Raw genomic sequence first — 23,108 nt, 5'->3', positions numbered from 1 at the left:
AGTCGTACTCCGAAACCGACTTGAGAGGCACCCATGCTTTTCCTCGTCGCAGCCCTCCTCCTGCTGGGGGTCGTGCTGGGCTCAGCGGCGCACCTTCCGCTCCCGGTCACCCTGGCCGTCGCCGGCGCCATCGGGCTCTGGCTGATCGTCTTCGCCGTACGTGAACGCATCTCGTCGCACCGAAGGGCCTGACCATGGATCTCGTCCTGAACCGCCGCCGTGTCCGTGACAAGGACGCCGACGGCATGGCCGTCGCCTCCTTCGTCCTCGGACTGCTCGGACTGCTGGTCATGAACGTCGTACTCGGCCCGATGGCCGTCGTGCTCGCCGGTCTCGCCCTGCGGTACGGCACCGTCCGGCGGGGCCGCGCCTGGCTCGGACTCGCCCTCGGCCTCGCCGATCTCGTGGTGCTCGCGGCCCTGGTCATGGCCGACGGGACCGTCTCCTGGGGGCTCGGCGCCTGAGGCCCGTCCCGGTGGCTCGTAGAATCGGGCCCACCATGGCTTACCTCGACCACGCCGCGACCACTCCGATGCTCCCGGAGGCGGTCCAGGCGATGACCGCCCAGCTCACCGCCACCGGCAACGCGTCCTCGCTGCACGCCGCCGGCCGCCGGGCCCGCCGTACCGCCGAGGAGGCCCGAGAGGAGCTCGCCGAGGCACTCGGCGCCCGGCCCAGCGAAGTCGTCTTCACGGCCGGCGGCACCGAGGCCGACAACCTCGCCGTCAAGGGCCTGTACTGGGCCCGCCGCGACGCAGACCCGCGCAGGGTCCGGGTCCTGGCCAGCCCCGTCGAGCACCATGCCGTGCTCGACGCGGTGCACTGGCTCGCCGAGCACGAGGGCGCGACCGTCGAGTACCTCCCCGTCGACCGCTACGGGCGGGTGCACCCCGACTCCCTGCGCGACGCGATCGCGCGCAACCCCTCCGACGTGGCCCTGGCCACCGTGATGTGGGCCAACAACGAGATCGGCACGGTCCTGCCGGTGGCCGAACTCGCCGCCGTGGCCCGGGAGTTCGACGTGCCCCTGCACGCCGACGCGGTCCAGGCGGTGGGCCAGCTCGACGTCGACTTCGCCGCCTCCGGCCTCGCCGCGATGACCGTCTCGGGCCACAAGATCGGCGGCCCGTACGGCATCGGGGCGCTGCTCCTCGGCCGTGAGTACACCCCCGTTCCCGTACTGCACGGCGGCGGCCAGGAGCGCCATGTCCGCTCCGGCACGCTCGACGTCCCCGCCATCGCCGCGTTCGCCGTGGCGGGGCGGCTGGCCGCCGAGCGCCGCGCCGACTTCGCGCGCGAGGTCGGCGGGCTGCGCGACCGGCTGGTCGAAGCGGTCCGCGAGGCGGTCCCGCAGGCGATCCTCGGCGGCGACCCGGCCCCCGGGGGCCGTCTCCCCGCGAACGCGCACTTCACCTTCCCCGGCTGCGAGGGCGACTCCCTGCTGCTGCTCCTGGACGCCCAGGGCATCGAGTGCTCCACCGGCTCGGCCTGCACGGCGGGCGTGGCCCAGCCCAGTCATGTCCTGCTCGCCACGGGCACACCTCCCGACCTGGCCCGGGGCACCCTGCGCTTCTCCCTGGGCCACACCTCCACCGAAGCCGACGTCCAGGCCGTGGCGGCGGCCATCGGTCCGGCGGTGGAACGGGCCAGGTCGGCGGGGCTGAGCTGACGGAGGCGGCCGGGCCGCCGTCCGGCCGGGGGCGCGGGGCGCGGGCCGCCCCGGACCCCGCGCCGGGATACTCGCGAGCCGTCCGCCCCACGCGGCACGTACCCTGGTGGGTGCTATGACGAAGACACCCCCGCGCCCCCTCCGTGTGCTCGCCGCCATGTCCGGAGGCGTCGACTCGGCCGTCGCCGCCGCCCGGGCCGCCGAGGCGGGCCACGACGTCACCGGCGTCCACCTCGCCCTGTCCGCGAACCCGCAGTCCTTCCGCACCGGCGCGCGGGGCTGCTGCACGATCGAGGACTCCCGCGACGCCCGTCGCGCCGCTGATGTCATCGGCATTCCCTTCTATGTCTGGGACCTCGCGGAGCGTTTCCGCGAGGACGTGGTCGAGGACTTCGTCGCCGAGTACGAGGCGGGTCGCACCCCCAATCCGTGTCTGCGCTGCAACGAGAAGATCAAGTTCGCCGCGCTGCTCGACAAGGCCCTGGCCCTGGGCTTCGACGCCGTGTGCACCGGCCACTACGCCACGGTCGTCCTCAACGAGGACGGCAGCCGCGAGCTGCACCGCGCCAGCGACATGGCCAAGGACCAGTCCTACGTCCTCGGCGTCCTGGACGAGAAGCAGCTCGCCCACGCGATGTTCCCGCTCGGGGACACCCTCACCACCAAGGACGAGATCCGCGCCGAGGCCGAGCGCCGGGGCCTGGCCGTCGCCAAGAAGCCGGACAGCCACGACATCTGCTTCATCGCCGACGGCGACACCCAGGGCTTCCTGGCCAAGCGGCTGGGCAGGGCCGAGGGCGACATCGTCGACGAGTCCGGCACCAAGGTCGGCAGCCACGAGGGTGCGTACGGCTTCACCATCGGCCAGCGCAAGGGTCTGCGCATCGGCCACCCGGCCGCCGACGGCAAGCCCCGCTACGTCCTGGACATCTCCCCGGTGAACAACACCGTCACCGTCGGCCCCGTCGAGGCCCTGGACGTCACCGGTCTGACCGCGATCAAGCCCCGCTGGTGCGGCCGGGCCCCGGCCGGCCCCGGCACGTACACCGCGCAGCTGCGCGCCCACGGCGGCGAGACGCCGGTGACGGCCGAGTTGCTGGGCGACGAGCTGGTGGTGAGCTTCGCCGAGCCGGTGCGCGGCGTCGCACCCGGCCAGGCGATCGTGCTGTACGACGGCACGCGGGTGGTGGGCTCGGCGACGATCGCCACCACCGCCCGCCGCGCCGGGGCACCGGCCTGAGCGGGGACGGCACGGGCGGGGGCGGCACGGACGAAACCGAGCCGGGTCGGCACGGGCCGCGCCGGGGCTAGGCCGGGGCGTCCTGGGGCGTTTCGGTCACCGTGCCTATGAAGCACAGATGGTCCTTGATCAGCGCCACCGCCGCCAGCGGCTCGTGGTACGCCCAGGCTATGTCCGGCGCGTCCGGCAGCGACCAGTAGGCCGCGACTCCCTTGTACGGACAGGTGGTTCGGGTGGGGGACGGGCTCAGCAGGTCCGTCCGGACGTCCTCGGGCGGCAGGTAGTAGCGGACGGGCAGACCGTCCTCGCGCACCAGCAGCGGGCGGGTGCTGTCGGCGAGCACCTGCCCGTCCCACAGCACGCGGACGCGCAGCGCGCCCTCCCCGGCGGCCTCGGCCGTGACGAGGTGGTCCGGGTCGAAGGGCGGCGGCGGGCCCGGCGGGGGCGTCGCGGCGCCGGTGGGCTCGGCGAGAATCGTGTGCATCGTCGTCGTCATGCCCGCTCAACGGCCCGTCGCCCGGCGCTTGTTCCCCCGATTCGCCGTTCGGGTCACTGTTCACCCGTTCGAGTGGCCGAGGTCTCCCGACGTACGGTTGAGCCATGAACATCTGCGTCTTCCTCTCCGCCGCCGACCTCGACGACCGCTACACTGGCCCCGCCCGCGACTTCGCCGAGCTGCTCGGCAAGGGCGGCCACACACTGGTGTGGGGCGGCTCGGACCGCGGACTGATGAAGGTCGTCGCGGACGGCGTGCAGGAGGCGGGCGGACGGCTGGTCGGGGTCTCCGTCGACTTCCTCGCCGTCTCGGCCCGCGAGAACGCCGACGAGATGCTCTTCGCCCGGGACCTCGCCGAGCGCAAGGCGCTGCTGCTGGAGAAGGCCGACGCCGTCGTGATCATGGTCGGCGGCACCGGGACACTCGACGAGGCCACCGAGATCCTGGAGCTGAAGAAGCACGGCAAGCACACCAAGCCGGTGGTGCTGCTGAACACCGCGGGGTTCTACGACGGCCTCAAGGAGCAGTTCCGCCGCATGGAGGACGAGGGCTTCCTGCCGATGCCCCTCACTGAGCTGGTCTTCTTCGCGGAGGACGGTGTCGGGGCCCTCGCCTACCTGGAGGAGTCGGCAGGGGTGCGGTAGTGCGAGCATGGCGGGTATGGCTACACACCTGATCACTGGGGCAGGCTCCGGCATCGGCGCGGCGGTCGCGCGACGGCTGCACGACCGGGGCGACGAACTCGTCCTGCTCGCCCGCGACGCCGGACGCGCCAAGGAACTCGCGGCCCTCTTCCCCGGCGCCCGCACGCTCGTCGCCGACCTCGCCGACCCGGACCGCATCTCCAAGTCGCTCGGCATGCAGCCGATGCCGGACCACCTCGACTCCCTCCTGCACATCGCGGGCGTCGTCGACCTCGGCCCGGTCGCCGAGCTCCGCCCCAGGACCTGGCACCAGCAGCTCAACGCGAACCTGATCTCGCCCGCCGAGCTCACCCGTCTCTTCCTCCCGCACCTGCGCGCGGCCCGCGGGCACGTCCTGTTCGTCAACTCCGGCGCCGGGCTCAACGCCCACGCCGAGTGGGGCGCTTACGCCGCCTCCAAGCACGGCCTCAAGGCGCTCGCCGACTCGCTGCGCCAGGAGGAGCACGCGGGCGGGGTGCGCGTCACCTCCGTCTACCCGGGGCGCACCGCCAGCCCCATGCAGGCCAAGGTGCACTCGCAGGAGGGCAGGGAGTACGACCCGGCGAAGTACATCGACCCCGAGTCGGTGGCGACCACGATCGTGATGGCGCTCGACCTGCCGCGCGACGCCGAGGTCAACGACCTGACGGTGCGGCCGGGCCGATGAGCGACACCGCCAGCGACTTCCCCTGGGGCGCCGCCACCGGCGTCGGCTCCCTGCCCGGCGGCGACGCGCGCGAGGCCGCCAAGACCGTCACCGGCTCCCTCATCGGCGCCGAGGGCTCCGCGGGCGACTTCCCGTTCCTGCCGGAGCTCCCCGCCCGCGGCCCCGGCGCCGACATGATCGGGCGCACCGCCGGACTGCTCGTCGAGATGTACGCGCGCGTGGAGCCCAGCGGCTGGCGGCTCGGCGACCGGCCGGGCCGCGACACCCGCCGGGCCCACTCCTGGCTGGGCGAGGACCTGGACGCCCTGGAGGAGTTCACCCAGGGGTACGAGGGTCCGCTCAAGGTCCAGGCGGTCGGGCCGTGGACGCTCGCCGCCGCCCTGGAGCTGCGCGGCGGCGAGGCCGCGCTCGGCGACCCCGGCGCCTGCCGCGACCTGGCCGGGTCGCTCGCGGAGGGCCTGCGCGGCCATCTGGCGGACGTGCGCCGCCGGGTGCCGGGCGCGCGGATCCTGCTCCAGCTCGACGAGCCCTCCCTCACCGCCGTCCTGCGTGGGCAGATCAGGACCGCCAGCGGCTACCGCACCCACCGGGCCGTCGACCGGCAGGTCGTCGAGTCGACGCTGCGCGAGGTGATCGCGGTCCACGACGGCCCGGTCGCGGTCCACTCCTGTGCCCCCGACGTGCCGTTCGCCCTGCTGCGCCGGGCCGGTGCCGCAGCCGTCTCGTTCGATTTCTCCCTGCTCACCGAGCGTGACGACGAGGTGATCGGTGAGGCGGTGGAGGGCGGCACCCGGCTGTTCGCCGGAGTGGTCGGCGGCACCGACGGCCCATTGTCGGACCCTGCCGGTAGCGTCATGGGTGTCAGGACGTTGTGGCGCAGGCTGGGGCTGCATCCGGGGACTCTCGCCGAGTCCGTCGTGATCACCCCGGCGTGCGGGCTGGCGGGCGCCTCGCCGGCGTATGCCCGCGCGGCGCTCGCCCACTGCGTCCGGGCGGCGAGATCGCTCGCGGACAACCCTGAGTGACGGGGAAGACGGGAAACGGGAGGACATGACAGTGGCTGGCGAACAGAACGACGTGGTGCCCGCGGAAGCACGGGAGAAGCACGCGCTCCTCGCCGAGCAGGTCGAGGAGCACCGGTTCCGGTACTACGTGAAGGACCAGCCGGTCATCAGTGACGGCGAGTTCGACAAGCTGCTGCGCGGTCTCGAGGTCCTGGAGGAGGAGTACCCGGAGCTGCGCACCCCGGACTCCCCGACCCAGAAGGTGGCGGGGGCGTACGAGACGGACTTCACCGCGGTCGAGCACCGCGAACGGATGCTGTCGCTGGACAACGCGTTCGACGACGAGGAGCTGGCCGCCTGGGCCGACCGCGTCGCCAAGGACGTCGGCACCGCCCGCTACCACTACCTGTGCGAGCTGAAGGTCGACGGCCTCGCGGTCAACCTGACGTACGAGCACGGGCGGCTGACCCGCGCCGCCACCCGAGGCGACGGCCGCACCGGCGAGGACATCACGCCCAACGTCCGCACCATCGCGGACATCCCCGACCGCCTCAAGGGCGACCGCGTCCCGGACCTGGTGGAGATCCGGGGCGAGGTCTACTTCCCGATGGAGGCGTTCGAGGGGCTGAACGCACGCCTGGTGGAGGCGGGCGACAAGCCGTTCGCCAACCCGCGCAACGCGGCGGCCGGTTCGCTGCGCCAGAAGGACCCCAAGGTCACCGCCACCCGCCCGCTCCACATGGTGGTGCACGGCATCGGCGCGCGCGAGGGCTTCACCATCGACCGCCTCTCGCAGGCGTACGAGCTGCTGCGCGAGTGGGGCCTGCCCACCGCCCAGCACAACAAGGTGGTCGGCTCCATGGACGAGGTGCGGGACTTCATCGCGTACTTCGGGGAGAACCGCCACTCGGTGGAGCACGAGATCGACGGCGTGGTCGTCAAGCTCGACGAGATCCCCCTCCAGGGCCGCCTGGGCTCCACCGCGCGCGCCCCGCGCTGGGCGATCGCCTGGAAGTACGCGCCGGAGGAGGTCAACACCAAGCTCCTCAACATCCGCGTCGGTGTCGGCCGCACCGGCCGCGTCACGCCGTACGCGCAGGTGGAGCCGGTGACGGTGGCGGGCTCCGAGGTCGAGTTCGCCACCCTGCACAACCAGGACGTGGTCAAGGCCAAGGGCGTCCTCATCGGGGACACGGTGGTGCTGCGCAAGGCCGGTGACGTCATCCCGGAGATCCTGGGGCCCGTCACGGACCTGCGGGACGGCACCGAGCGGGAGTTCGTGATGCCCGCCGAGTGCCCGGAGTGCGGCACCGCGCTGCGCCCCATGAAGGAGGGCGACATCGACCTGCGCTGCCCCAACGCGCGGTCGTGCCCCGCCCAGTTGCGCGAGCGGCTGTTCTACCTGGCGGGCCGCAAGAGCCTGGACATCGAGAACTTCGGGTACGTCGCCGCCACGGCCCTCACCAAGCCGCTGGAGCCGGCCGAGCCGCCGCTGCTCGACGAGGGCGACCTCTTCGACCTGACGATGGAGCGGCTGCTGCCCATCCGGGCGTACGTCCTGGACCAGGACAGCGGGCTGCCCAAGCGCGATCCCAGAACCGGTGAGGAGAAGACCGCCCTGGTCTTCGCCAACATGAACGGTGAGCCGCGCAAGAACGCGGTGTCGATGCTGGAGAACATCGCCGCCGCCAAGGAGCGCCCGCTGGCCCGGATCCTCACCGGCCTGTCGATCCGTCATGTCGGCCCGGTGGCCGCCGAGGCGCTCGCCCGGGAGTTCCGCTCCATCGAGCGCATCGAACAGGCCACCCAGGAGGAGCTGGCGGCGGTCGAGGGCGTCGGCGGGATCATCGCGGCCTCCCTCAAGCAGTGGTTCGAGGAGGAGTGGCACCGCGAGATCCTGCGCAAGTGGAAGGCCGCGGGCGTCCGGATGGAGGACGAGCGCTCCGGCGAGGACGAGGGACCGCGTCCCCTGGAGGGGCTCACGGTGGTCGTGACCGGAACGCTTGAGCAGTACACCAGAGATGGCGCGAAAGAAGCGCTCCAGAGCCGCGGAGCGAAGGTCACGGGTTCCGTTTCCAAGAAGACGTCGTTCGTCGTCGTCGGCGACAGCCCTGGTTCGAAGTACGACAAGGCGATGCAGCTGAAGGTTCCGGTTCTGGACGAGGACGGGTTCGCTGTGCTGCTGGAACAGGGTCCCGAGGCTGCTCGCGAAGCGGCTGTGCCGAGCGCACAGGAAGGGGAATAACAGGAGTGGAGGGCTCCTCCCGGACGGCCCGCCATCACCCGTTCGGCTCATAGCAGACGGCTCCTGGTGGTCAGTTCGCATTCGGGCAAGAGATGTAGACCGCTGCCCGTCGGAGCCCTCCGCGGCCTACTGTTGGGATGAGCGCCAGTCGTGCACGGCTGAAACGGAGCTTGGGGGAGCTCCCGGTCGTGGTGGCATGACAACGGGGCCATCGCGTGGCATCGGCACCGCCGGCTGTGAGAGGGACGGGAATGAAACCGACCGAGAGCGCCGCCCCGGCCGTACGGCTGCGCGGGTTCGCGGGATTCTCCTCCAGGCTGACCGTCGGCGTCCTCGGGACCGCCGCCCTCGCCCTGGCCCTGGGGTTCTACCGGGCCCTCGACACGGGCGACGCCCTCTTCCCCGGCTCCACCCGGGGCTGGGCGCTGGCCGTGCTCACCGGCATCATCGTGGGCCACCTGGTCGCGCTCGGGCGCGACCGCTGGTGGGGCGGCACCGGCTCCGGCGCCGCTCTCACCCTCGCCGTACTGCTGCTGTACGGCTGGGTGCCCGCCGGGCTCGTCTCCATGGCGGTCGTGGTGCTGGTCGGGGCCGCCCGCCGGCACCGCTGGCGCCATGGCGTGCTGCACGGCGCCGTCGATGTCCTCGGCATCGGCGCGGCGGCGCTGGTGCTCGCCGTCTTCGGCCACCACCCCAGCGTCCGTTCACCCTGGTGGCCCACCGAGTGGACGGTCTCCTCGGCCCCCGTCGTCGTTCTCGCCGCCGCGACATACCTGGCGGTCACCCGGATACTCCTCTGGTACGCGCTGGCGCCGCGCGGCGGCGGTCTGCCCACGGTCGCCCGCACGGCCCTGCTGCGCCAGGGCCTGGTGGCCGTCGCCCTGCTCGGCATCGCCCCGCTGATCTGCGTGGTCGCGATGGCCCTGCCGATCCTGCTGCCGCTGTTCGCGGTGCCGCTGATCGCCCTCGACTCCACCCTGTGGATCGCCCGCGCCCGCGCCGAGGAGCAGCTGCGCGACCCGCTCACCGGTCTGCCCAACCGCCTGTGGCTCCTGGAGCGCACCTGGGCCGCCCTGGAGGAGGCCGAGGGCCCCGGCAACCGGGCCGCCCTCGTCCTGATCGACATGGACCGCTTCCGCTCGGTCAACGACACCCTGGGCCACCTCGCCGGCGACCGGCTGCTCCTGCAGATAGCCGAGCGGCTGCGGCTCGCCCTGCCGCGCGGCGCCGAGGCGGCCCGGCTGGGCGGAGACGAGTTCGCCGTGCTGCTGCCCGTGGCGGACTCCGCCACCAGCACCATGCGGATAGCCCGCGGCCTGGTCGCCGAGCTCTCCTCCCCGCTCGACCTCGACGGGCTCACCCTGGTCCTGGAGGCCAGCGCGGGCGTCGCGGTCTACCCTGACCACGCGCTGGACGCCGAGGGGCTGCTGCGCCGGGCGGACGTGGCGATGTACCAGGCCAAGCGGGACCGTACGGGCGTGGAGGTGTACGAGTCCAAGCGGGACTCCAACACCCCCGATCGGCTCGGTCTGTTGGGCGATCTCCGGCGGGCGCTAGACGCGGGCGACGTGGAGCTCCACTACCAGCCCAAGGTCCGCTTCGACGGCCAGGTGTCCGGGCTGGAGGCCCTGGTGCGCTGGGTGCACCCGGAGCGCGGCCGGGTCCCTCCCGACGAGTTCATCGCCATCGCGGAGTCCTCGGGGCTGATGCCGCACCTGACCGAGTACGTCCTGGAGACGGCGCTCGCCCAGGTCGCCCGGTGGCGGGCGCAGGGGCTCACGGTCCCGGTCGCCGTGAACGTGTCGCCGCGCGATGTGCACACCCCGGGGTTCGCGGGGGCGGTCGCGGCCCGGCTGGCCCGGCACGGCGTCCCGGCGGGCGCCCTCCAGCTGGAGATAACCGAGCACGTCCTGCTGGAGGACCCGCAGCGCGCCGCCGACACCCTGGCGGGGCTCACCGGGCACGGCGTGAAGATGTCGCTCGACGACTTCGGCACGGGGTACTCGTCGCTGGTGCACCTGCGCCGGCTGCCCGTCAGCGAGCTCAAGATCGACCGGTCCTTCGTGGCCCGGCTCGCCGTGGACAACGAGGACGCCGAGATCGTCCGCTGCACCCTCGACCTCGCCCACTCCCTGGGTCTGCTCGTCGTCGCCGAGGGCGTCGAGGACGACGAGACCTGGGAGCGGCTGCGCGACCTGGGGTGCGACGCGGTCCAGGGCTGGCTGGTCGCCCCCGCGATGCCGCCCGCCGAGGCCACCGCGTGGCTGCTCGCCAGGGGCTCCAACGGCTGGCAGCGCCCCGCCGACCTGGAGGCGGCGGCCAGGCTCGCCGCCGCGGCCGAACAGCCGTCCGGCACCGCGGTCCAGTGACGCGGCCGGCCGTCCGGCCGCGCCCGACGGCACCGTAAGGCCGCGACGGCGGTGCGGGGCACGGCATTTCGGGCGGGGCCGCCCGGACGAGCGTGGCCGCCCGGAGTGCCGCGCCGCCGGAGGCCCCGACCGCCCCGGGAAGCCGCCGCGGACCCCGGCCCCCGCGGCCCGGGACCGGGCGGCCCGCCCCGTCCCACCGCGGGATCACGCCCCCTCGGCCCCTGATCAGCGGCCCTCGCGCAAACCGTTTAGTCGTGTGGCGACCCGGCCCCATAGGATTGGGGCCGGTGGCCCCGTGCCCGTCTGTCGCGCGGTGCCCGGCACGTACGCTCGCCGCGTCGCCGAATCGTCCACGTGGCCCTGTCACGAGGACGCTCCGGCGCCCTGCGATCGCACGCACCGGACGCCGCGCGACCCGCCCCCTCCGGGCGGCCGGCGGGCACGGGACCACCGGCCCCGGCCCCACACCACCCACACTCACCCCTGAGGATCGCTGCATGCCTGGCATTACGCGCGAGGAGGTCGCCCACCTCGCCCGGCTGGCGCGTCTGGAGCTGAAGGGCGAAGAGCTCGACCACTTCGCCGGACAGCTCGACGACATCATCGGCGCGGTCGCCCGCGTCTCCGAGGTCGCCGACCAAGACGTGCCCCCGACCTCCCACCCGCTGCCGCTGACCAATGTCATGCGCGCGGACGAGGTCCGTCCGTCGCTCACCCCCGCGCAGGCGCTCTCCGGCGCCCCGGCCCAGGAGCAGCAGCGTTTCAAGGTGCCGCAGATCCTGGGGGAGGACTAATCACATGACGGACATCATCAAGCTCACCGCCGCCGAGATCGCCGCGCGGATCGCGTCCGGCGAGCTCACGGCCGTCGAGGTCACCGAGGCCCATCTGGCCCGGATCGAGGCCGTCGACGAGAAGGTGCACGCTTTCCTGCACGTCGACCGCGAGGGCGCGCTCGCGCAGGCCCGCGCCGTCGACGACAAGCGCGCCCGGGGCGAGAAGCTCGGCCCGCTGGCCGGCGTGCCCCTCGCCCTGAAGGACATCTTCACCACCGAGGGCATCCCGACCACGGTCGGCTCCAAGATCCTCGAAGGCTGGATCCCGCCGTACGACGCGACGCTCACCAAGCGCCTCAAGGCCGCCGACGTCGTCATCCTCGGCAAGACCAACATGGACGAGTTCGCCATGGGGTCGTCGACGGAGAACAGCGCGTACGGGCCGACCGGCAACCCGTGGGACCTCACCCGTATCCCGGGCGGCTCCGGCGGCGGCTCCTCCGCCGCCCTCGCCTCCTACGAGGCCCCGCTCGCCATCGGCACGGACACCGGCGGCTCGATCCGCCAGCCCGCCGCCGTCACCGGCACCGTCGGCGTCAAGCCGACCTACGGCGCGGTCTCCCGCTACGGCATGGTGGCGTTCTCGTCCTCCCTCGACCAGGGCGGGCCCTGCGCCCGTACGGTCCTGGACGCGGCGCTGCTGCACGAGGTCATCGCCGGGCACGACCCGCTCGACTCGACCTCCATCGACGCGCCGGTCCCGCCGGTCGTCGAGGCCGCCCGCAACGGCTCGGTGGCCGGGATGCGCGTCGGCGTCGTCAAGCAGTTCTCCGGTGAGCACTACCAGGCCGGTGTCGTCCAGCGGTTCAACGAGTCGGTCGAGCTGCTGAAGTCGCTCGGCGCGGAGATCGTCGAACTGGACTGCCCCTCCTTCGACCTGGCGCTTTCCGCGTACTACCTGATCGCGCCGAGCGAGTGCTCCTCCAACCTGGCCCGCTTCGACGCCATGCGCTACGGCCTGCGGGTCGGCGACGACGGCACGAGGTCGGCCGAGGACGTCACCGCGCTCACCCGCGAGGCGGGCTTCGGCGACGAGGTCAAGCGCCGCGTCATCCTCGGTACGTACGCGCTGAGCTCCGGCTACTACGACGCGTACTACGGCAGCGCCCAGAAGGTCCGCACGCTCATCACGCGCGACTTCGAGAAGGCCTTCGAGCAGGTCGACGTGATCGTCTCGCCGACCACGCCCACCACCGCCTTCCCGATCGGCGAGCGCGCCGACGACCCGATGGCGATGTACCTCGCCGACCTGTGCACCATCCCGACCAACATGGCGGGCAACGCCGCCATGTCGCTGCCCTGCGGCCTCGCGCCGGAGGACGGCCTGCCGGTCGGGCTGCAGATCATCGCCCCCGCCCTGAAGGACGACCGCCTGTACAAGGTGGGTGCCGCCGTCGAGGCCGCCTTCGTGGAAAAGTGGGGCCACCCGCTGCTCGAGGAGGCTCCGTCGCTGTGAGTGCACTGACCAAGGCCAAGGGATTCAAGAAGTCCAAGGCCGGCACGTACCTGTCCATCGGCACCACCGCCTTCGGCGCGATCAGCGTCGTCAAGCAGGCCAAGAAGGCCCGCATCGAGAACGACACGCTGAAGCTGCTCGACGCCGTCGTCTCCGCCGCCGCCATCGCCACCGGCGTCGCCATCCTGCTGCGCGAGCTCAAGCGCATCGGTGACGACGACGTCCTGCTGGGCTGAGAGGGAAGTTTTTCACCGTGACCGTCACTGATCTGGTCTCGTACGAGGACGCCCTCGCGTCGTACGACCCCGTCATGGGCCTGGAGGTCCATGTCGAGCTCGGTACGAAGACCAAGATGTTCTGCGGCTGTTCTACCGAGCTGGGCGCCGAGCCCAACTCGCAGACCTGCCCCACCTGCCTCGGCCTGCCCGGCTCGCTCCCGGTCGTCAACGCGATCGGCGTCGAGTCGGCCGTCAAGATCGGCCTCGCGCTCAACTGCGAGATCGCCGAGTGGTGCCGTTTCGCCCGGAAGAACTACTTCTATCCGGACATGCCGAAGAACTTCCAGACCTCGCAGTACGACGAGCCGATCGCCTTCAACGGCTATCTGGACGTCCAGCTGGAGGACGGCGAGATCTTCCGTGTGGAGATCGAGCGCGCCCACATGGAGGAGGACACCGGCAAGTCGACCCACGTCGGCGGTGCCACCGGCCGCATCCACGGCGCCTCGCACTCGCTGCTCGACTACAACCGGGCCGGCATCCCGCTCATCGAGATCGTCACCAAGCCGATCGAGGGCGCGGGCGAGCGGGCCCCCGAGGTCGCCAAGGCGTACGTCGCCGAGCTGCGCGAGCTCATCAGGGCGCTCGGCGTCTCCGAGGCCCGGATGGACAAGGGCCAGATGCGCTGCGACGTGAACCTGTCGCTGCGCCCGAACGGGACGACGACGTTCGGCACCCGCAGCGAGACGAAGAACGTCAACTCGCTGCGTTCGGTCGAGCGCGCGGCCCGCTTCGAGATCCAGCGCCACGCCGCGGTGCTGTCCTCCGGCGGCACCATCGTGCAGGAGACCCGTCACTTCCACGAGGACGACGGCTCCACCACCTCGGGCCGCATCAAGGACAACGCCGAGGACTACCGGTACTTCCCGGAGCCGGACCTCGTGCCCGTCGCCCCGGCCCGTGAGTGGGTCGAGGAGCTGCGCAAGGGGCTGCCCGAGCTGCCGCGCGTGCGCCGCAACCGGCTGCGCGAGGAGTGGGGCGTCACCGAGCACGACATGCAGTCCATCCTCAACGCGGGCGCGGTCGACCCGATCGTCGCCACGATCGAGGCGGGCGCGGACGCCGCGGCGGCCCGCAAGTGGTGGATGGGCGAGCTGGCCCGTAACGCCAACGAGCAGGGCGTCGCCCTGGACGAGCTGCCCGTGACCCCGGCCCAGGTGGCCCGGGTGGCGGCGCTGGTGGCCTCCGGCGACCTCAACGACAAGCTGGCGCGCCAGGTCATCGAGGGCGTCCTCGCGGGCGAGGGCGACCCGGACACGGTCGTCGAGAAGCGCGGTCTGAAGGTCGTCTCGGACGAGGGCGCGCTCGGCGCGGCCGTGGACGAGGCCATCGCGGGCAACGCGGCCATCGCGGACAAGATCCGCGGCGGCAAGGTGCAGGCCGTCGGCGCACTGGTCGGCGCGGTCATGAAGACCACGCGCGGCCAGGCGGACGCGGCCCGCGTCAAGGAGCTCATCCTGGAGAAGCTGGGCGTCGAGGGCTGACCCCGAGTCCCCGCGCGTTCTCCCGCGTCCGTAGGACGTGACCGGCTCGGCCCCCGTATCCAGGTGGTACGGGGGCCGAGGCATGTTCCGCCGCGACGCGGAACCAAACCTTCCCGCCGGGTGACCTCGGCCCCGGAACGTCTATAGGGTGCCGAGCGTGGACGGGCGAGAAGCGGTAAGAGTGCTGGGGCGGCGTACGGCGCTGCGTTATCTGGCGCTGGGGACGGCGGCCAGCGCGGTGGCGGCCTGCACCGGCGCGGGGGCGGCCGAGGGGCCCCGCAGACAGGCGCTGAAGGCGTTCGTGAAGGGCGAGTGGGCCTACCGCTCGAACCGGAGCCACCAGGGCGTCCTGACGGTCAATCCCGATGGGCACTGGTCTGTCACTCAATGGGGTGGAATGTCCGGTCAGTGGATGCTGGACGGCGCCGTCCTCTCGGTGAGCACCGACGCGCCCGCCGGCGACGCGGAGTCCGAGGACCAGGAGGCGTTCACGCTGACCAGCATGCCGGAGAAGGTCTCCCGGTCGTTCTCCGAGCTCCTCACCCTCTCCGGCGGCTGGTCGAGCATCGGCACCGCCGTCGAGGCGGGGTACCGCAGGGGCGTCCTGACCCTCGCCTTCCGCGGTGAGGGGGCCGAGGACCTGCTCGTCACCTGCACCCGCCGCAAGTGAGACGCAAGTGAGACACGGGCGGGGCGCGAAGGGCGCGCACGCGGGCGCCCGGTGAGACGCGAGACGCCACCGCCTCTGCCCGCGCCGCCCCATACGTAATCCCTCATATCCCTGTGAGTAAGCCCACGAAACGGGCAAACGATCACTATTCGCTGCCAGAGTGACACCGCGCAGAGGCAGTCGTACCGGCTTCCCGGGCACAGATCCACGAACCATCCAGGGAGCACACGCGGTGGCAGCCATAGCACGGTGGTGTGTCAGGCACCGCCTACTCACCGTCCTGCTCTGGCTCCTGGCCCTCGGCGGAGCCACCGCCGCCACGGCCGTCGCCGGTACCGCGTACTCCAACGACTACGAGGTCCCCGGCACCGAGTCCGGCCGCGCCACCGCCCTGCTCGACGCGGGGTTCCACGGCGGCCGTGGCGGCGACACCGACACCGTCGTCTGGCACACCGCCACCGGCTCGGTGCGCGCCCCCGACGTACAGCAGCGCATGTCCCGGACCCTCCGCGCGGTCGCCGAGCTTCCCGGGGTGGCCTCCGTGACCGGCCCGTACGGCCGCGACGGCGGCGCGCGGATCAGCGCCGACGGGCGCACCGCGTACGCCCTGGTGACCTTCGACCACACCGCCGACGCGCTTCCCAGGTCCCAGGCCCGAGCCGTCGTCGACACCGCCCGCGCGGCCTCCGCCGAGGGCCTGCGCGTCGCCGTCGGCGGCAGCGCCGCCGCACTCACCGAGTCCGGCTCCGGCCACCTGAGCGAACTCGTCGGCGTGGCCGTCGCGGCCGTCGTGCTCTTCCTCGCCTTCGGCTCGCTCGCCGCCAGCGTCCTGCCCCTCGTGACCGCCGTGGTCTCCGTCGGGACCGCCTACGCGGGCATCGGGCTGCTCGGCCACGCCATGGCCGTCGCCGACTTCGCGCCCATGCTCGGCCTGCTCATCGGGCTCGGTGTCGGCATCGACTACGCCCTGTTCATCGTCACCCGGCACCGCCGCGGCCTGCGCCGGGGGCTCCGCGTCGACGAGGCCGCGACCCGGGCCGCGGCGACCACCGGGCGGGCCGTGGTCTTCGCGGGGGCGACCGTCTGCATCGCCCTGCTCGGCATGCTCACCCTGCGCCTCGGCTTCCTCAACGGGGTGGCCGTCGCCGCCTCGCTGACCGTCGTGCTCACCGTCGCCGCGTCCGTGACACTGCTGCCCGCGCTGCTCTCCCTCATCGGGACGCGGGCGCTCAGCCGCCGCGAGCGCCGCCGGCTCGCCGAGCACGGGCCCCGGCCGGAGCTGCCCACCGGCTTCGCGGCCCGCTGGTCCGCGTTCGTCGAGCGCCGCCCCAGGCTGCTCGGCGCGGTCGCCGCCGCGGTGATGCTGCTGCTCGCGCTGCCCACCCTCTCGCTCCACCTGGGCACCTCCGACCAGGGCAACAACCCCGCGAAGTCGACCACCCGCACCGCCTACGACCTGCTCGCCGACGGATTCGGCCCCGGCGTCAACGGGCCGCTCACCCTCGCCGCGAAGCTCGACGGCGCCGACGACCGGCTCGCCATGGACCGGCTGTCCGCCGTGCTGAGGGCAGCCCAGGGTGTCGCCTCGGTGAGCCCGGTGACGTACAACGCCGGCGGTGACACGGCCGTGCTCACCGTGGTGCCCGACTCGGCGCCGCAGTCCGAGGACACCAGCGCCCTCGTCGACCGGCTGCGGGAGAAGGTGCTGCCGGCCGCCGGGAAGGGCACCTCGCTCGACGTCCGGGTGGGCGGGGTGACCGCGAGCTACGACGACTTCGCGGGGGTGATCGTCGGGAAGCTGCCGCTCTTCGTCGGCGTGGTGATCGCCCTCGGCTGCGTCCTGCTGCTCCTCGCCTTCCGCTCCCTGGGCATACCGCTCAAGGCCGCCGCGATGAACGTGATGGCGGTGGCCTCCGCGTTCGGCATCGTCGTCGCCGTCTTCCAGTGGGGGTGGGGCAGCGAGCTCCTGGGCCTGGGCCGGTCCGGCCCGATCGAGCCCTTCCTGCCCGTGATCATGGTCTCGGTGCTCTTCGGACTCTCCATGGACTACCAGGTCTTCCTGGTCAGCCGGATGTACGAGGAGTGGCTGGAGACCGGCGACAACCGGCGGGCGGTCCGGGTCGGCCTCGCCGAGACCAGCCGGGTGATCAACTCGGCCGCCGTGATCATGATTTCGGTCTTCCTGGCCTTCGTGCTCAGCGGTGACCGGGTGATCGCCATGTTCGGCATCGCCCTCGCGGCGGCCGTCGCCCTCGACGCGTTCGTCCTGCGCACCCTGCTGGTGCCGGCCCTGATGCACCTGCTCGGTGGCGCCAACTGGTGGCTGCCCGGCCGGCTGGAGCGGTGGCTTCCCCGGATCAGCATCGAACCGCCCGAGTGCCGCCGTGCGACGATTTCGGCGCGGCACGCCCCCGAGCGGGCCGACGAACTCGCCGGCCGGCCTTAGGCGCGCGCGGTGACGAGACGACAGACGTGAAGGAGCGGGATGTTCGCGATATCGCTGGGGGACGACGGCGCCGAGCTGCGGCCCCTGGAGCCGTACCACGCCGAGGAGTACCTCGCCCACATCGACCGGGGGCGTGACTTCATCGGCCGGTTCATCATGCTCGCCGAGGTGTGCCAGGACCTCGACGCGGCGCGCGCCTTCCTCCAGTCGTACGCCGACAAGGCCGCGGCCGACACCGGGCGGCTCTACGGCATCTGGGCGGACGGGACGTTGGTCGGCGGCGTCCTCTTCCGTACCTTCGACGCCCGGCTCGGCACCGCCGAGGCCGGCTGCTGGCTGGAGGAGTCGGCGGTCGGGCGCGGGCTGGTCACCCGGGCGGTCCGGGTGCTGATCGACTGGGCCGTCCACGAGCGCGGGATCCACCGCGTGGAGTGGCTCGCCGCCTCCGGCAACACCGCCAGCGTCAACGTGGCCAAGCGGCTGGGGATGACACGGGACGGGGTGCTGCGGGAGAACTACCCCTACCGGGGCGAGCGCCAGGACACCGAGGTGTGGTCGCTCCTGGCCCACGAGTGGCGGGCGCGCGCCGCGACCTGAGGCACGGGTGTCCGGGCGGACCCGGCGCGGTGTTCAGACGCCTCTCAGAAAGGCCGCCTACCGTCGCCGGCATGACTGTCACCCCCGCCACCACCACCACCGACACCGACCACGAGGCCGACGCCGAGGCGACGGCTGCCGCACAGCCCGCGACCACCCCCGCCGAGACCACTGCCGACACCCCCGTGGAGGCGTCCGGGGCCCCGGACGGGCACGCCGGGGCCGAGGACGAGGACGGCGGCGAGCCCGGCGACGGGGCGCCGCCCGCCGCGCCCCCGCGTACGGGCATCGGGGCCGGCGCCGCCGCCGTCGTCTCCGCGGCGCTCGGCCTCGCCTCGCTCACCGGCACCTGGACGGGCAAGGTCCTCTCCGAGCGCGAGACCCTGCTCGGCCAGATCAAGACCGCCCAGGGCGGTTCGGCCTCCGCGCAGATCCACGAGATCTACGGCGACTCCTGGCACACCACCGCCGCCGTCAACGGCGGCTTCGCGCTGCTCGCCCTGCTGGTCGGCGCCTTCGTCCTGGCCCGCCCGGCGTTCGGCGCCCCCGAAGCCCAGCCGCGGCCGGTCTGGGTCCGGGCGGTCGCGCTCGGCGGTCTCGTCCTCGGCGCGATCGGCCTGCTGCTCTCCGTCGGCATGTACTTCGACCTGTTCGCCACGCTGCCCTCGACCGGCTCCTGAGCCTCAGAGCGCCGGGGGCGCCATCGTGAAGCGGGCCAGCACGGTGGCGGTCACGGTCTGGCGCTGAGGCGCCAGATCGAGCTCGGGGACGCTCTCCGGGGCGCCGCCGCCGTATCCGCCCGCGCGCATCCTCCCGGGGGCCGCCATCGCGTACGGCTGTGCGTCCTCGGCGTCCTCGTCGGCCAGTTCCAGCAGCGCCACCAGCTCGCTGCCGAGCGCCGCTGCGTACTCGCGGGCGCGTTCCACCGCCTGCTCGACGGCCCGGCGGCGGGCCCTGCCGTACGCCTCGGAGGCCGGGCGCAGGGCCCACCAGGGGCCGACGACCTGCGTCAGCTCCAGGGCGGCCAGCCGCGCGGCCAGTTCGCCGAGCGCCGTGAAGTCGCCGAGCTCCACCGTCACCCGCACCTGCCCGCGGTACGCGCGCACGCGCTCGCCCCGGCCGTGCCTGCCCAGTTCGGGGCCGACCGAGAACGAACCCGTCTCCACCTGCTCGACCGCCTCCCCGTACGACTTCACGAGGTCGAGGACGGCCGCGTTGCGGCGGGTGAGGTCCTCCAGGGCGGTGCGCCGGTCGGTGCCGCGCGCGGTGACCGTCACCGAGAGCCCGGCGATCTCCGGGTCGACTTCGAGCAAGGCCTCGCCCCGGACCGCGATCCGGGGCGTCTCGGGGGTGCCGTAGGGCAGGTGCGGGGACGGCTGGGTCATGTCTGCTCCCTGGGTCGCTGGGTGCGGCCCACTCTTCCACCGGCGCGCCTCCCGGGACATCCGTAAGGCGTCCACCGCGCTTCTAAGCCCGCTGCCTTAGGCCCGTTCGCCGGGGCCGGTGGGCCGCCGCGGATCTAAGGCCCCCGCCCCGCCGGGATGCGTCACTCTCCCGATGTCCCGAAGCCCCCTGGGAGACGAGAGTTGGGGCATCGCAAGAAGCGATGAACCACCAACCAGAGCCCCTCCGAGGGGCACCAGGGAGCCGAAGATGTTCGAGTACCAGATGCACAAGGTGAACGAGGCCGAGCTGCTCCGCGAGGCCGCCGCCCGGCGGCTGGTCCGCCAGGCCCGTCTGGCCCGCCGCGACCGGCGGCACGCGGAGCGCGAAGGGGAGGGCCGGGTGGGCCAGTTGCGCGATCTGCGCGACCGTTTCGCGCACGCCGCCTGATCGCCGCGCGAGAAAAGCGATGACCTTGATCGTCACCACGGGTGCCGCGGGACCGTACGGCTGTGCGATGCTCGGCGCTGTGGAGACCAGGTCCTTCAGCCCCGTGTTCGTCGGCCGCGCCGGAGAACTGACCGCCTTGACCGATGCGCTCGCCCGCGCCACCGCGGGCGAGCCGCAGGCGTTGCTGGTGGGCGGGGAGGCCGGGGTCGGCAAGACCCGGCTCATCGAGGAGTTCACCCGGGCCGCCTGTGACGCCGGCGCTGTGGTCGCGGTCGGCGGCTGCGTCGAGATCGGCGCCGACGGACTGCCCTTCGCCCCCTTCTCCACCGCCCTGCGCGCCCTGCGCCGCCGGCTGCCCGACGAGCTCGCCGCGGCGGCCGAGGGCCAGGAGGAGGAGCTGGCCCGGCTGCTGCCCGAGCTCGGCGAGGCCAGCCGGGAGAGCGGCGAGGACGGCACCGCCCGCCTCTTCGAGCTCACCGTACGGCTGCTGGAGCGGACCGCCGCCGACCGCACGGTCGTCCTGGTCCTGGAGGACCTGCACTGGGCCGACGCCTCCACCCGTCATCTGCTCGCCTACCTGCTGCGCACCCTGCGGCGCGGCCGGCTCGTGGTCGTCGCCACCTACCGCGCCGACGACATCCACCGCCGCCACCCGCTGCGCCCCCTGCTCGCCGAACTCGACCGGCTGCGCACGGTCCGCCGCATCGAGCTGTCCCGCTTCAGCCGCGGCGAGGTGGGCCGCCAGCTCGCCGGGATCCTCGCCGCCGAGCCCGACCAGGCCCTGGTGGACGACATCTTCGCCCGCTCCGACGGCAACGCCTTCTTCGTGGAGGAGCTGACCGTCTGCCACGAGTCGGGCTGCGCCCCCGGCGGCCTCAGCGAGTCCCTGCGCGACCTGCTGCTCGTACGGGTCGAGACGCTCTCCGAAAACGCCCAGCTGGTCGTCCGCATCCTCGCCGAGGGCGGCTCCACCGTGGAGCACCCCCTGCTCGCCGCCGTCTGCCGGCTCCCCGACGACACCCTCGACGCGGCGCTGCGCGCGGCCGTCGGCGCCAACATCCTGCTGCCGACCGAGGACGGCGACGGCTACCGGTTCCGGCACTCGCTGGTCCGCGAGGCCGTCAGCGACGACCTGCTGCCCGGCGAGCGCTCCCGCCTCAACCGCCGGTACGCCGAGGCCCTGGAGGCCGACCCCACGCTGGTCCGCGCCGACGAGCACGCCACCCGGCTGGCCACCTACTGGTACTCCGCGCACGACGCCGCCAAGGCGCTGCCCATGGTGCTGCGCGCCGCCGTCGAAGCCCGCAAGCGGCACGCCTACTCCGAGCAACTGCGGCTGCTCGAGCGCGGGATGGAGCTGTGGGACTCGGTCCCCGCCGACGTCCGCGCCGAGCTGCGCCCGCTGGACTACGCCGGCGCCTACCCCTCGTGCCGTACCTGCGACCCCGCCACCACCCCGCTCGGCTACCTCGACCTGCTCGCCGAGGCCGCCGTCGCGGCCCGCTTCAGCGGCGACCGCGAACGCGCCGTGAAGATCGCCAAGCGCGCGCTGCGGATCATCGAGGCCGAGGAGGCGGACGCCCCGCCCGGCACCCCCCACGGCGACCCGCTGCGCGCCGCCTGGTTCTGGACCGAGCTGTCCAAGCTGGTGCAGAGCCTCGGGCGCGGCGACGGCTGGGACGAGATCGCCACCGCCCAGGAGCTGGTGCGCGGGCTGCCGCCGTCCGCCGTGCACGCGGCGGTCCTGGCCACCGCCGCGGGCTGGGGCATGCTGCACCGCCCCGGCCCCGAGTCGCTCGCCGCCGCCGAACGGGCCGTGGAGTACGCCAGGCTGGTCGACGCCGAGGAGACCGAGCTCAACGCCCGGCTCACCCTTGGAGGCCTGATGGTCGACGCGGGCGATGTGGAGGGCGGTCTCGGCCTGATGCGTCAGGTCGTCGAGCGCTCGCTGGAGCTCGGTCTCGTCGGTGAGGCGTGCCGCGGCCATGTGAACCTCTCCTCCAGCCTCGAATCGGTCGGCCGCTCCGAGGAGTCCGCCCGGACCGCGGCCCAGGGCGTGCGGGCCGCGCGCAAGTACGGCCTGCTCGACAGCGAGTGCTGGGCCGCGGCCAACGAGGCCGAGGCCCTGCTCGGTCTCGGCCGCTGGGACGAGGCCGCCGAGCGGGCCGAGTGGGTCCGGCGCTCCGGTGTGAGCGGCAAGCCCCGGGGCTCGGCCGCGCTGCGCCTGTCCCAACTGGCCGTCGCCCGGGGCGATCTGGACCTCGCCGCAGCCCGCCTCGCCGAGGCCGTCGGCTACTTCGGCGTCCGTGACACCATCCCCCAGAACGCGCTGCCGGTGGCCCAGATCGAGCTGGCCGTCGCGGCCGGGCAGGGCCAGTTCGCCGAGGCGCGCGCCGGGCTCGCCCGCGCCGTGGAGGCCGGCTTCCCGCCCGGCACCCAGCGCTACGGCTGGCCGCTGCTGATCACCGCCACCGCCGTGGAGGCCGATCTGCGCGGGCTGCCCGCCGCCGGGGACGGCCGGGCCGAGGCACTGGCCCTGATCCGCTCGGCGGCCCGGACGATGCCGACGCCGAGCCCGCTGGCCAAGGCGCACGCCCTGCGCGTCGAGGCGGACCTGGCCCGCGCCGAGGGCCGGGACGACGCGGCCCGCTGGGAGGCCGCCGCCGCGGCCCTCCAGCCGCTGGAGCGCCCGTACGACCTCGCCCTGGTCTGCCACCGCTGGGCCGCCGCGCTCCTCGCCGAGGGCAACCGGCGCGACACCGTCGCCACCCTGCTGCGGCAGTCGCACTCCGCCGCCGTACGGCTGGGGGCCCGGCCGCTGGCGGAGGAGCTGGAGCTGCTGGCCCGCCGGGCCCGGCTGCCGTTCACCGGTCCGCAGGAGCCGGCCGTCCCGGACGAGGCCGACGACCCGGCCGGGGCCCTCGGTCTGACCAGCCGGGAGCAGGACGTCCTGCGCCTGGTCGCCGCGGGGCACAGCAACCGCCAGATCGCCGAGGAGCTGTACATCTCCCCGAAGACGGCCAGCGTGCACGTCTCCAACATCCTGGCCAAGCTCGGCGTCTCGGGCCGGGGCGAGGCCGCGGCGCTGGCGCACCGGCTCAACCTCTTCACCCGGAGCGCGGCCTGAACCCGGCC

Annotated in this window: 21 protein-coding genes; 19 read left to right on the top strand and 2 right to left on the bottom strand. The window is 73.3% G+C overall.

The features are described 5' to 3' along the window. Positions 1–33 precede the first annotated feature (33 nt). The 4 genes from ACZ5ID_RS12420 (at position 34) to mnmA (ending at position 2,909) form a co-directional block, all read left to right on the top strand. Positions 34–192 (top strand): hypothetical protein, encoded by a 159-nt coding sequence (locus tag ACZ5ID_RS12420; RefSeq protein WP_329401865.1) that lies wholly within the window; start codon positions 34–36, stop codon positions 190–192. Between the two features lie 2 nt (positions 193–194). Continuing rightward, positions 195–464, top strand: coding sequence for a DUF4190 domain-containing protein (locus tag ACZ5ID_RS12415; protein ID WP_468896575.1), 270 nt, complete (start codon positions 195–197; stop codon positions 462–464). Positions 465–499: 35 nt separating this feature from the next. After that, positions 500–1,669, top strand: coding sequence for a cysteine desulfurase family protein (locus ACZ5ID_RS12410; protein WP_468896572.1), 1,170 nt, complete (start codon positions 500–502; stop codon positions 1,667–1,669). A gap of 115 nt (positions 1,670–1,784) precedes the next feature. Continuing rightward, a complete protein-coding gene (mnmA, locus tag ACZ5ID_RS12405; protein WP_468896570.1) occupies positions 1,785–2,909 on the top strand; it encodes a tRNA 2-thiouridine(34) synthase MnmA in 1,125 nt (374 codons plus the stop codon). Between the two features lie 67 nt (positions 2,910–2,976). Here the strand turns inward: mnmA and ACZ5ID_RS12400 are convergent, their stop codons facing one another. Then, positions 2,977–3,405: a DUF427 domain-containing protein gene (locus tag ACZ5ID_RS12400; protein WP_468896567.1), complete on the bottom strand. Its 429-nt coding sequence runs from the start codon at positions 3,403–3,405 to the stop codon at positions 2,977–2,979. Positions 3,406–3,509: 104 nt separating this feature from the next. Here ACZ5ID_RS12400 and ACZ5ID_RS12395 point away from each other — a divergent pair, with 104 nt between their 5' ends. The 13 genes from ACZ5ID_RS12395 to ACZ5ID_RS12335 all read left to right on the top strand — a co-directional run bounded on the left by ACZ5ID_RS12395 (position 3,510) and on the right by ACZ5ID_RS12335 (position 18,820). Then, positions 3,510–4,049 carry an LOG family protein gene (locus ACZ5ID_RS12395; RefSeq protein WP_468896564.1) on the top strand — a complete coding sequence of 180 codons (540 nt, stop codon included), beginning with the start codon at positions 3,510–3,512 and terminating at the stop codon, positions 4,047–4,049. A gap of 16 nt (positions 4,050–4,065) precedes the next feature. Beyond that, positions 4,066–4,755: an SDR family oxidoreductase gene (locus ACZ5ID_RS12390; protein WP_468896561.1), complete on the top strand. Its 690-nt coding sequence runs from the start codon at positions 4,066–4,068 to the stop codon at positions 4,753–4,755. Then, positions 4,752–5,780 carry a methionine synthase gene (locus ACZ5ID_RS12385; protein ID WP_468896558.1) on the top strand — a complete coding sequence of 343 codons (1,029 nt, stop codon included), beginning with the start codon at positions 4,752–4,754 and terminating at the stop codon, positions 5,778–5,780. Before ACZ5ID_RS12390 ends, ACZ5ID_RS12385 begins: the two co-directional genes overlap by 4 nt. 25 nt (positions 5,781–5,805) lie before the next feature. After that, positions 5,806–8,004 carry an NAD-dependent DNA ligase LigA gene (ligA, locus tag ACZ5ID_RS12380; protein ID WP_468896555.1) on the top strand — a complete coding sequence of 733 codons (2,199 nt, stop codon included), beginning with the start codon at positions 5,806–5,808 and terminating at the stop codon, positions 8,002–8,004. A gap of 251 nt (positions 8,005–8,255) precedes the next feature. After that, positions 8,256–10,373 carry a putative bifunctional diguanylate cyclase/phosphodiesterase gene (locus tag ACZ5ID_RS12375; protein WP_468896552.1) on the top strand — a complete coding sequence of 706 codons (2,118 nt, stop codon included), beginning with the start codon at positions 8,256–8,258 and terminating at the stop codon, positions 10,371–10,373. A 497-nt stretch (positions 10,374–10,870) separates the two neighbouring features. Next, complete coding sequence (gene gatC, locus ACZ5ID_RS12370; protein WP_003966094.1) at positions 10,871–11,167, top strand: Asp-tRNA(Asn)/Glu-tRNA(Gln) amidotransferase subunit GatC; 297 nt, start codon at positions 10,871–10,873, stop codon at positions 11,165–11,167. 4 nt (positions 11,168–11,171) lie between these two features. Beyond that, a complete protein-coding gene (gene gatA / locus ACZ5ID_RS12365) occupies positions 11,172–12,665 on the top strand; it encodes an Asp-tRNA(Asn)/Glu-tRNA(Gln) amidotransferase subunit GatA (RefSeq protein WP_468896548.1) in 1,494 nt (497 codons plus the stop codon). Further along, the gene (locus ACZ5ID_RS12360) at positions 12,662–12,901 is read left to right on the top strand and encodes a hypothetical protein (RefSeq protein ID WP_468896545.1); all 240 of its coding nucleotides are present in this window, start codon (positions 12,662–12,664) and stop codon (positions 12,899–12,901) included. The genes gatA and ACZ5ID_RS12360 overlap by 4 nt, the downstream gene beginning before the upstream one ends. Positions 12,902–12,918: 17 nt before the next feature. Further along, positions 12,919–14,427, top strand: a complete 1,509-nt coding sequence (gene gatB, locus ACZ5ID_RS12355) for an Asp-tRNA(Asn)/Glu-tRNA(Gln) amidotransferase subunit GatB (protein WP_468896543.1) — start codon at positions 12,919–12,921, stop codon at positions 14,425–14,427. A gap of 157 nt (positions 14,428–14,584) precedes the next feature. Then, positions 14,585–15,097 (top strand): hypothetical protein, encoded by a 513-nt coding sequence (locus tag ACZ5ID_RS12350; protein WP_468896540.1) that lies wholly within the window; start codon positions 14,585–14,587, stop codon positions 15,095–15,097. 232 nt (positions 15,098–15,329) lie between these two features. Next, positions 15,330–17,543 carry an MMPL family transporter gene (locus ACZ5ID_RS12345; RefSeq protein WP_468896537.1) on the top strand — a complete coding sequence of 738 codons (2,214 nt, stop codon included), beginning with the start codon at positions 15,330–15,332 and terminating at the stop codon, positions 17,541–17,543. A gap of 39 nt (positions 17,544–17,582) precedes the next feature. Beyond that, positions 17,583–18,140, top strand: coding sequence for a GNAT family N-acetyltransferase (locus ACZ5ID_RS12340; RefSeq protein ID WP_468896534.1), 558 nt, complete (start codon positions 17,583–17,585; stop codon positions 18,138–18,140). 71 nt (positions 18,141–18,211) lie between these two features. Beyond that, complete coding sequence (locus ACZ5ID_RS12335; protein ID WP_468896531.1) at positions 18,212–18,820, top strand: hypothetical protein; 609 nt, start codon at positions 18,212–18,214, stop codon at positions 18,818–18,820. Positions 18,821–18,823: 3 nt separating this feature from the next. Here the strand turns inward: ACZ5ID_RS12335 and ACZ5ID_RS12330 are convergent, their stop codons facing one another. Continuing rightward, positions 18,824–19,525, bottom strand: a complete 702-nt coding sequence (locus tag ACZ5ID_RS12330; RefSeq protein ID WP_468896528.1) for an SIMPL domain-containing protein — start codon at positions 19,523–19,525, stop codon at positions 18,824–18,826. Between the two features lie 268 nt (positions 19,526–19,793). On the opposite strand from ACZ5ID_RS12330, the gene ACZ5ID_RS12325 reads away from it, so the two are divergent. Both ACZ5ID_RS12325 and ACZ5ID_RS12320 read left to right on the top strand, forming a co-directional pair. Beyond that, a complete protein-coding gene (locus ACZ5ID_RS12325) occupies positions 19,794–19,973 on the top strand; it encodes a hypothetical protein (RefSeq protein WP_468896525.1) in 180 nt (59 codons plus the stop codon). Positions 19,974–19,992: 19 nt separating this feature from the next. Then, positions 19,993–23,100, top strand: coding sequence for a helix-turn-helix transcriptional regulator (locus ACZ5ID_RS12320; RefSeq protein ID WP_468896522.1), 3,108 nt, complete (start codon positions 19,993–19,995; stop codon positions 23,098–23,100). Positions 23,101–23,108: the final 8 nt, after the last annotated feature.

It is taken from the genome of Streptomyces sp. NPDC031670, assembly GCF_055580545.1.
The sequence above is the reverse complement of the archived record's forward strand: the minus strand, read 5'-3'. Positions and strand labels throughout refer to the sequence as shown.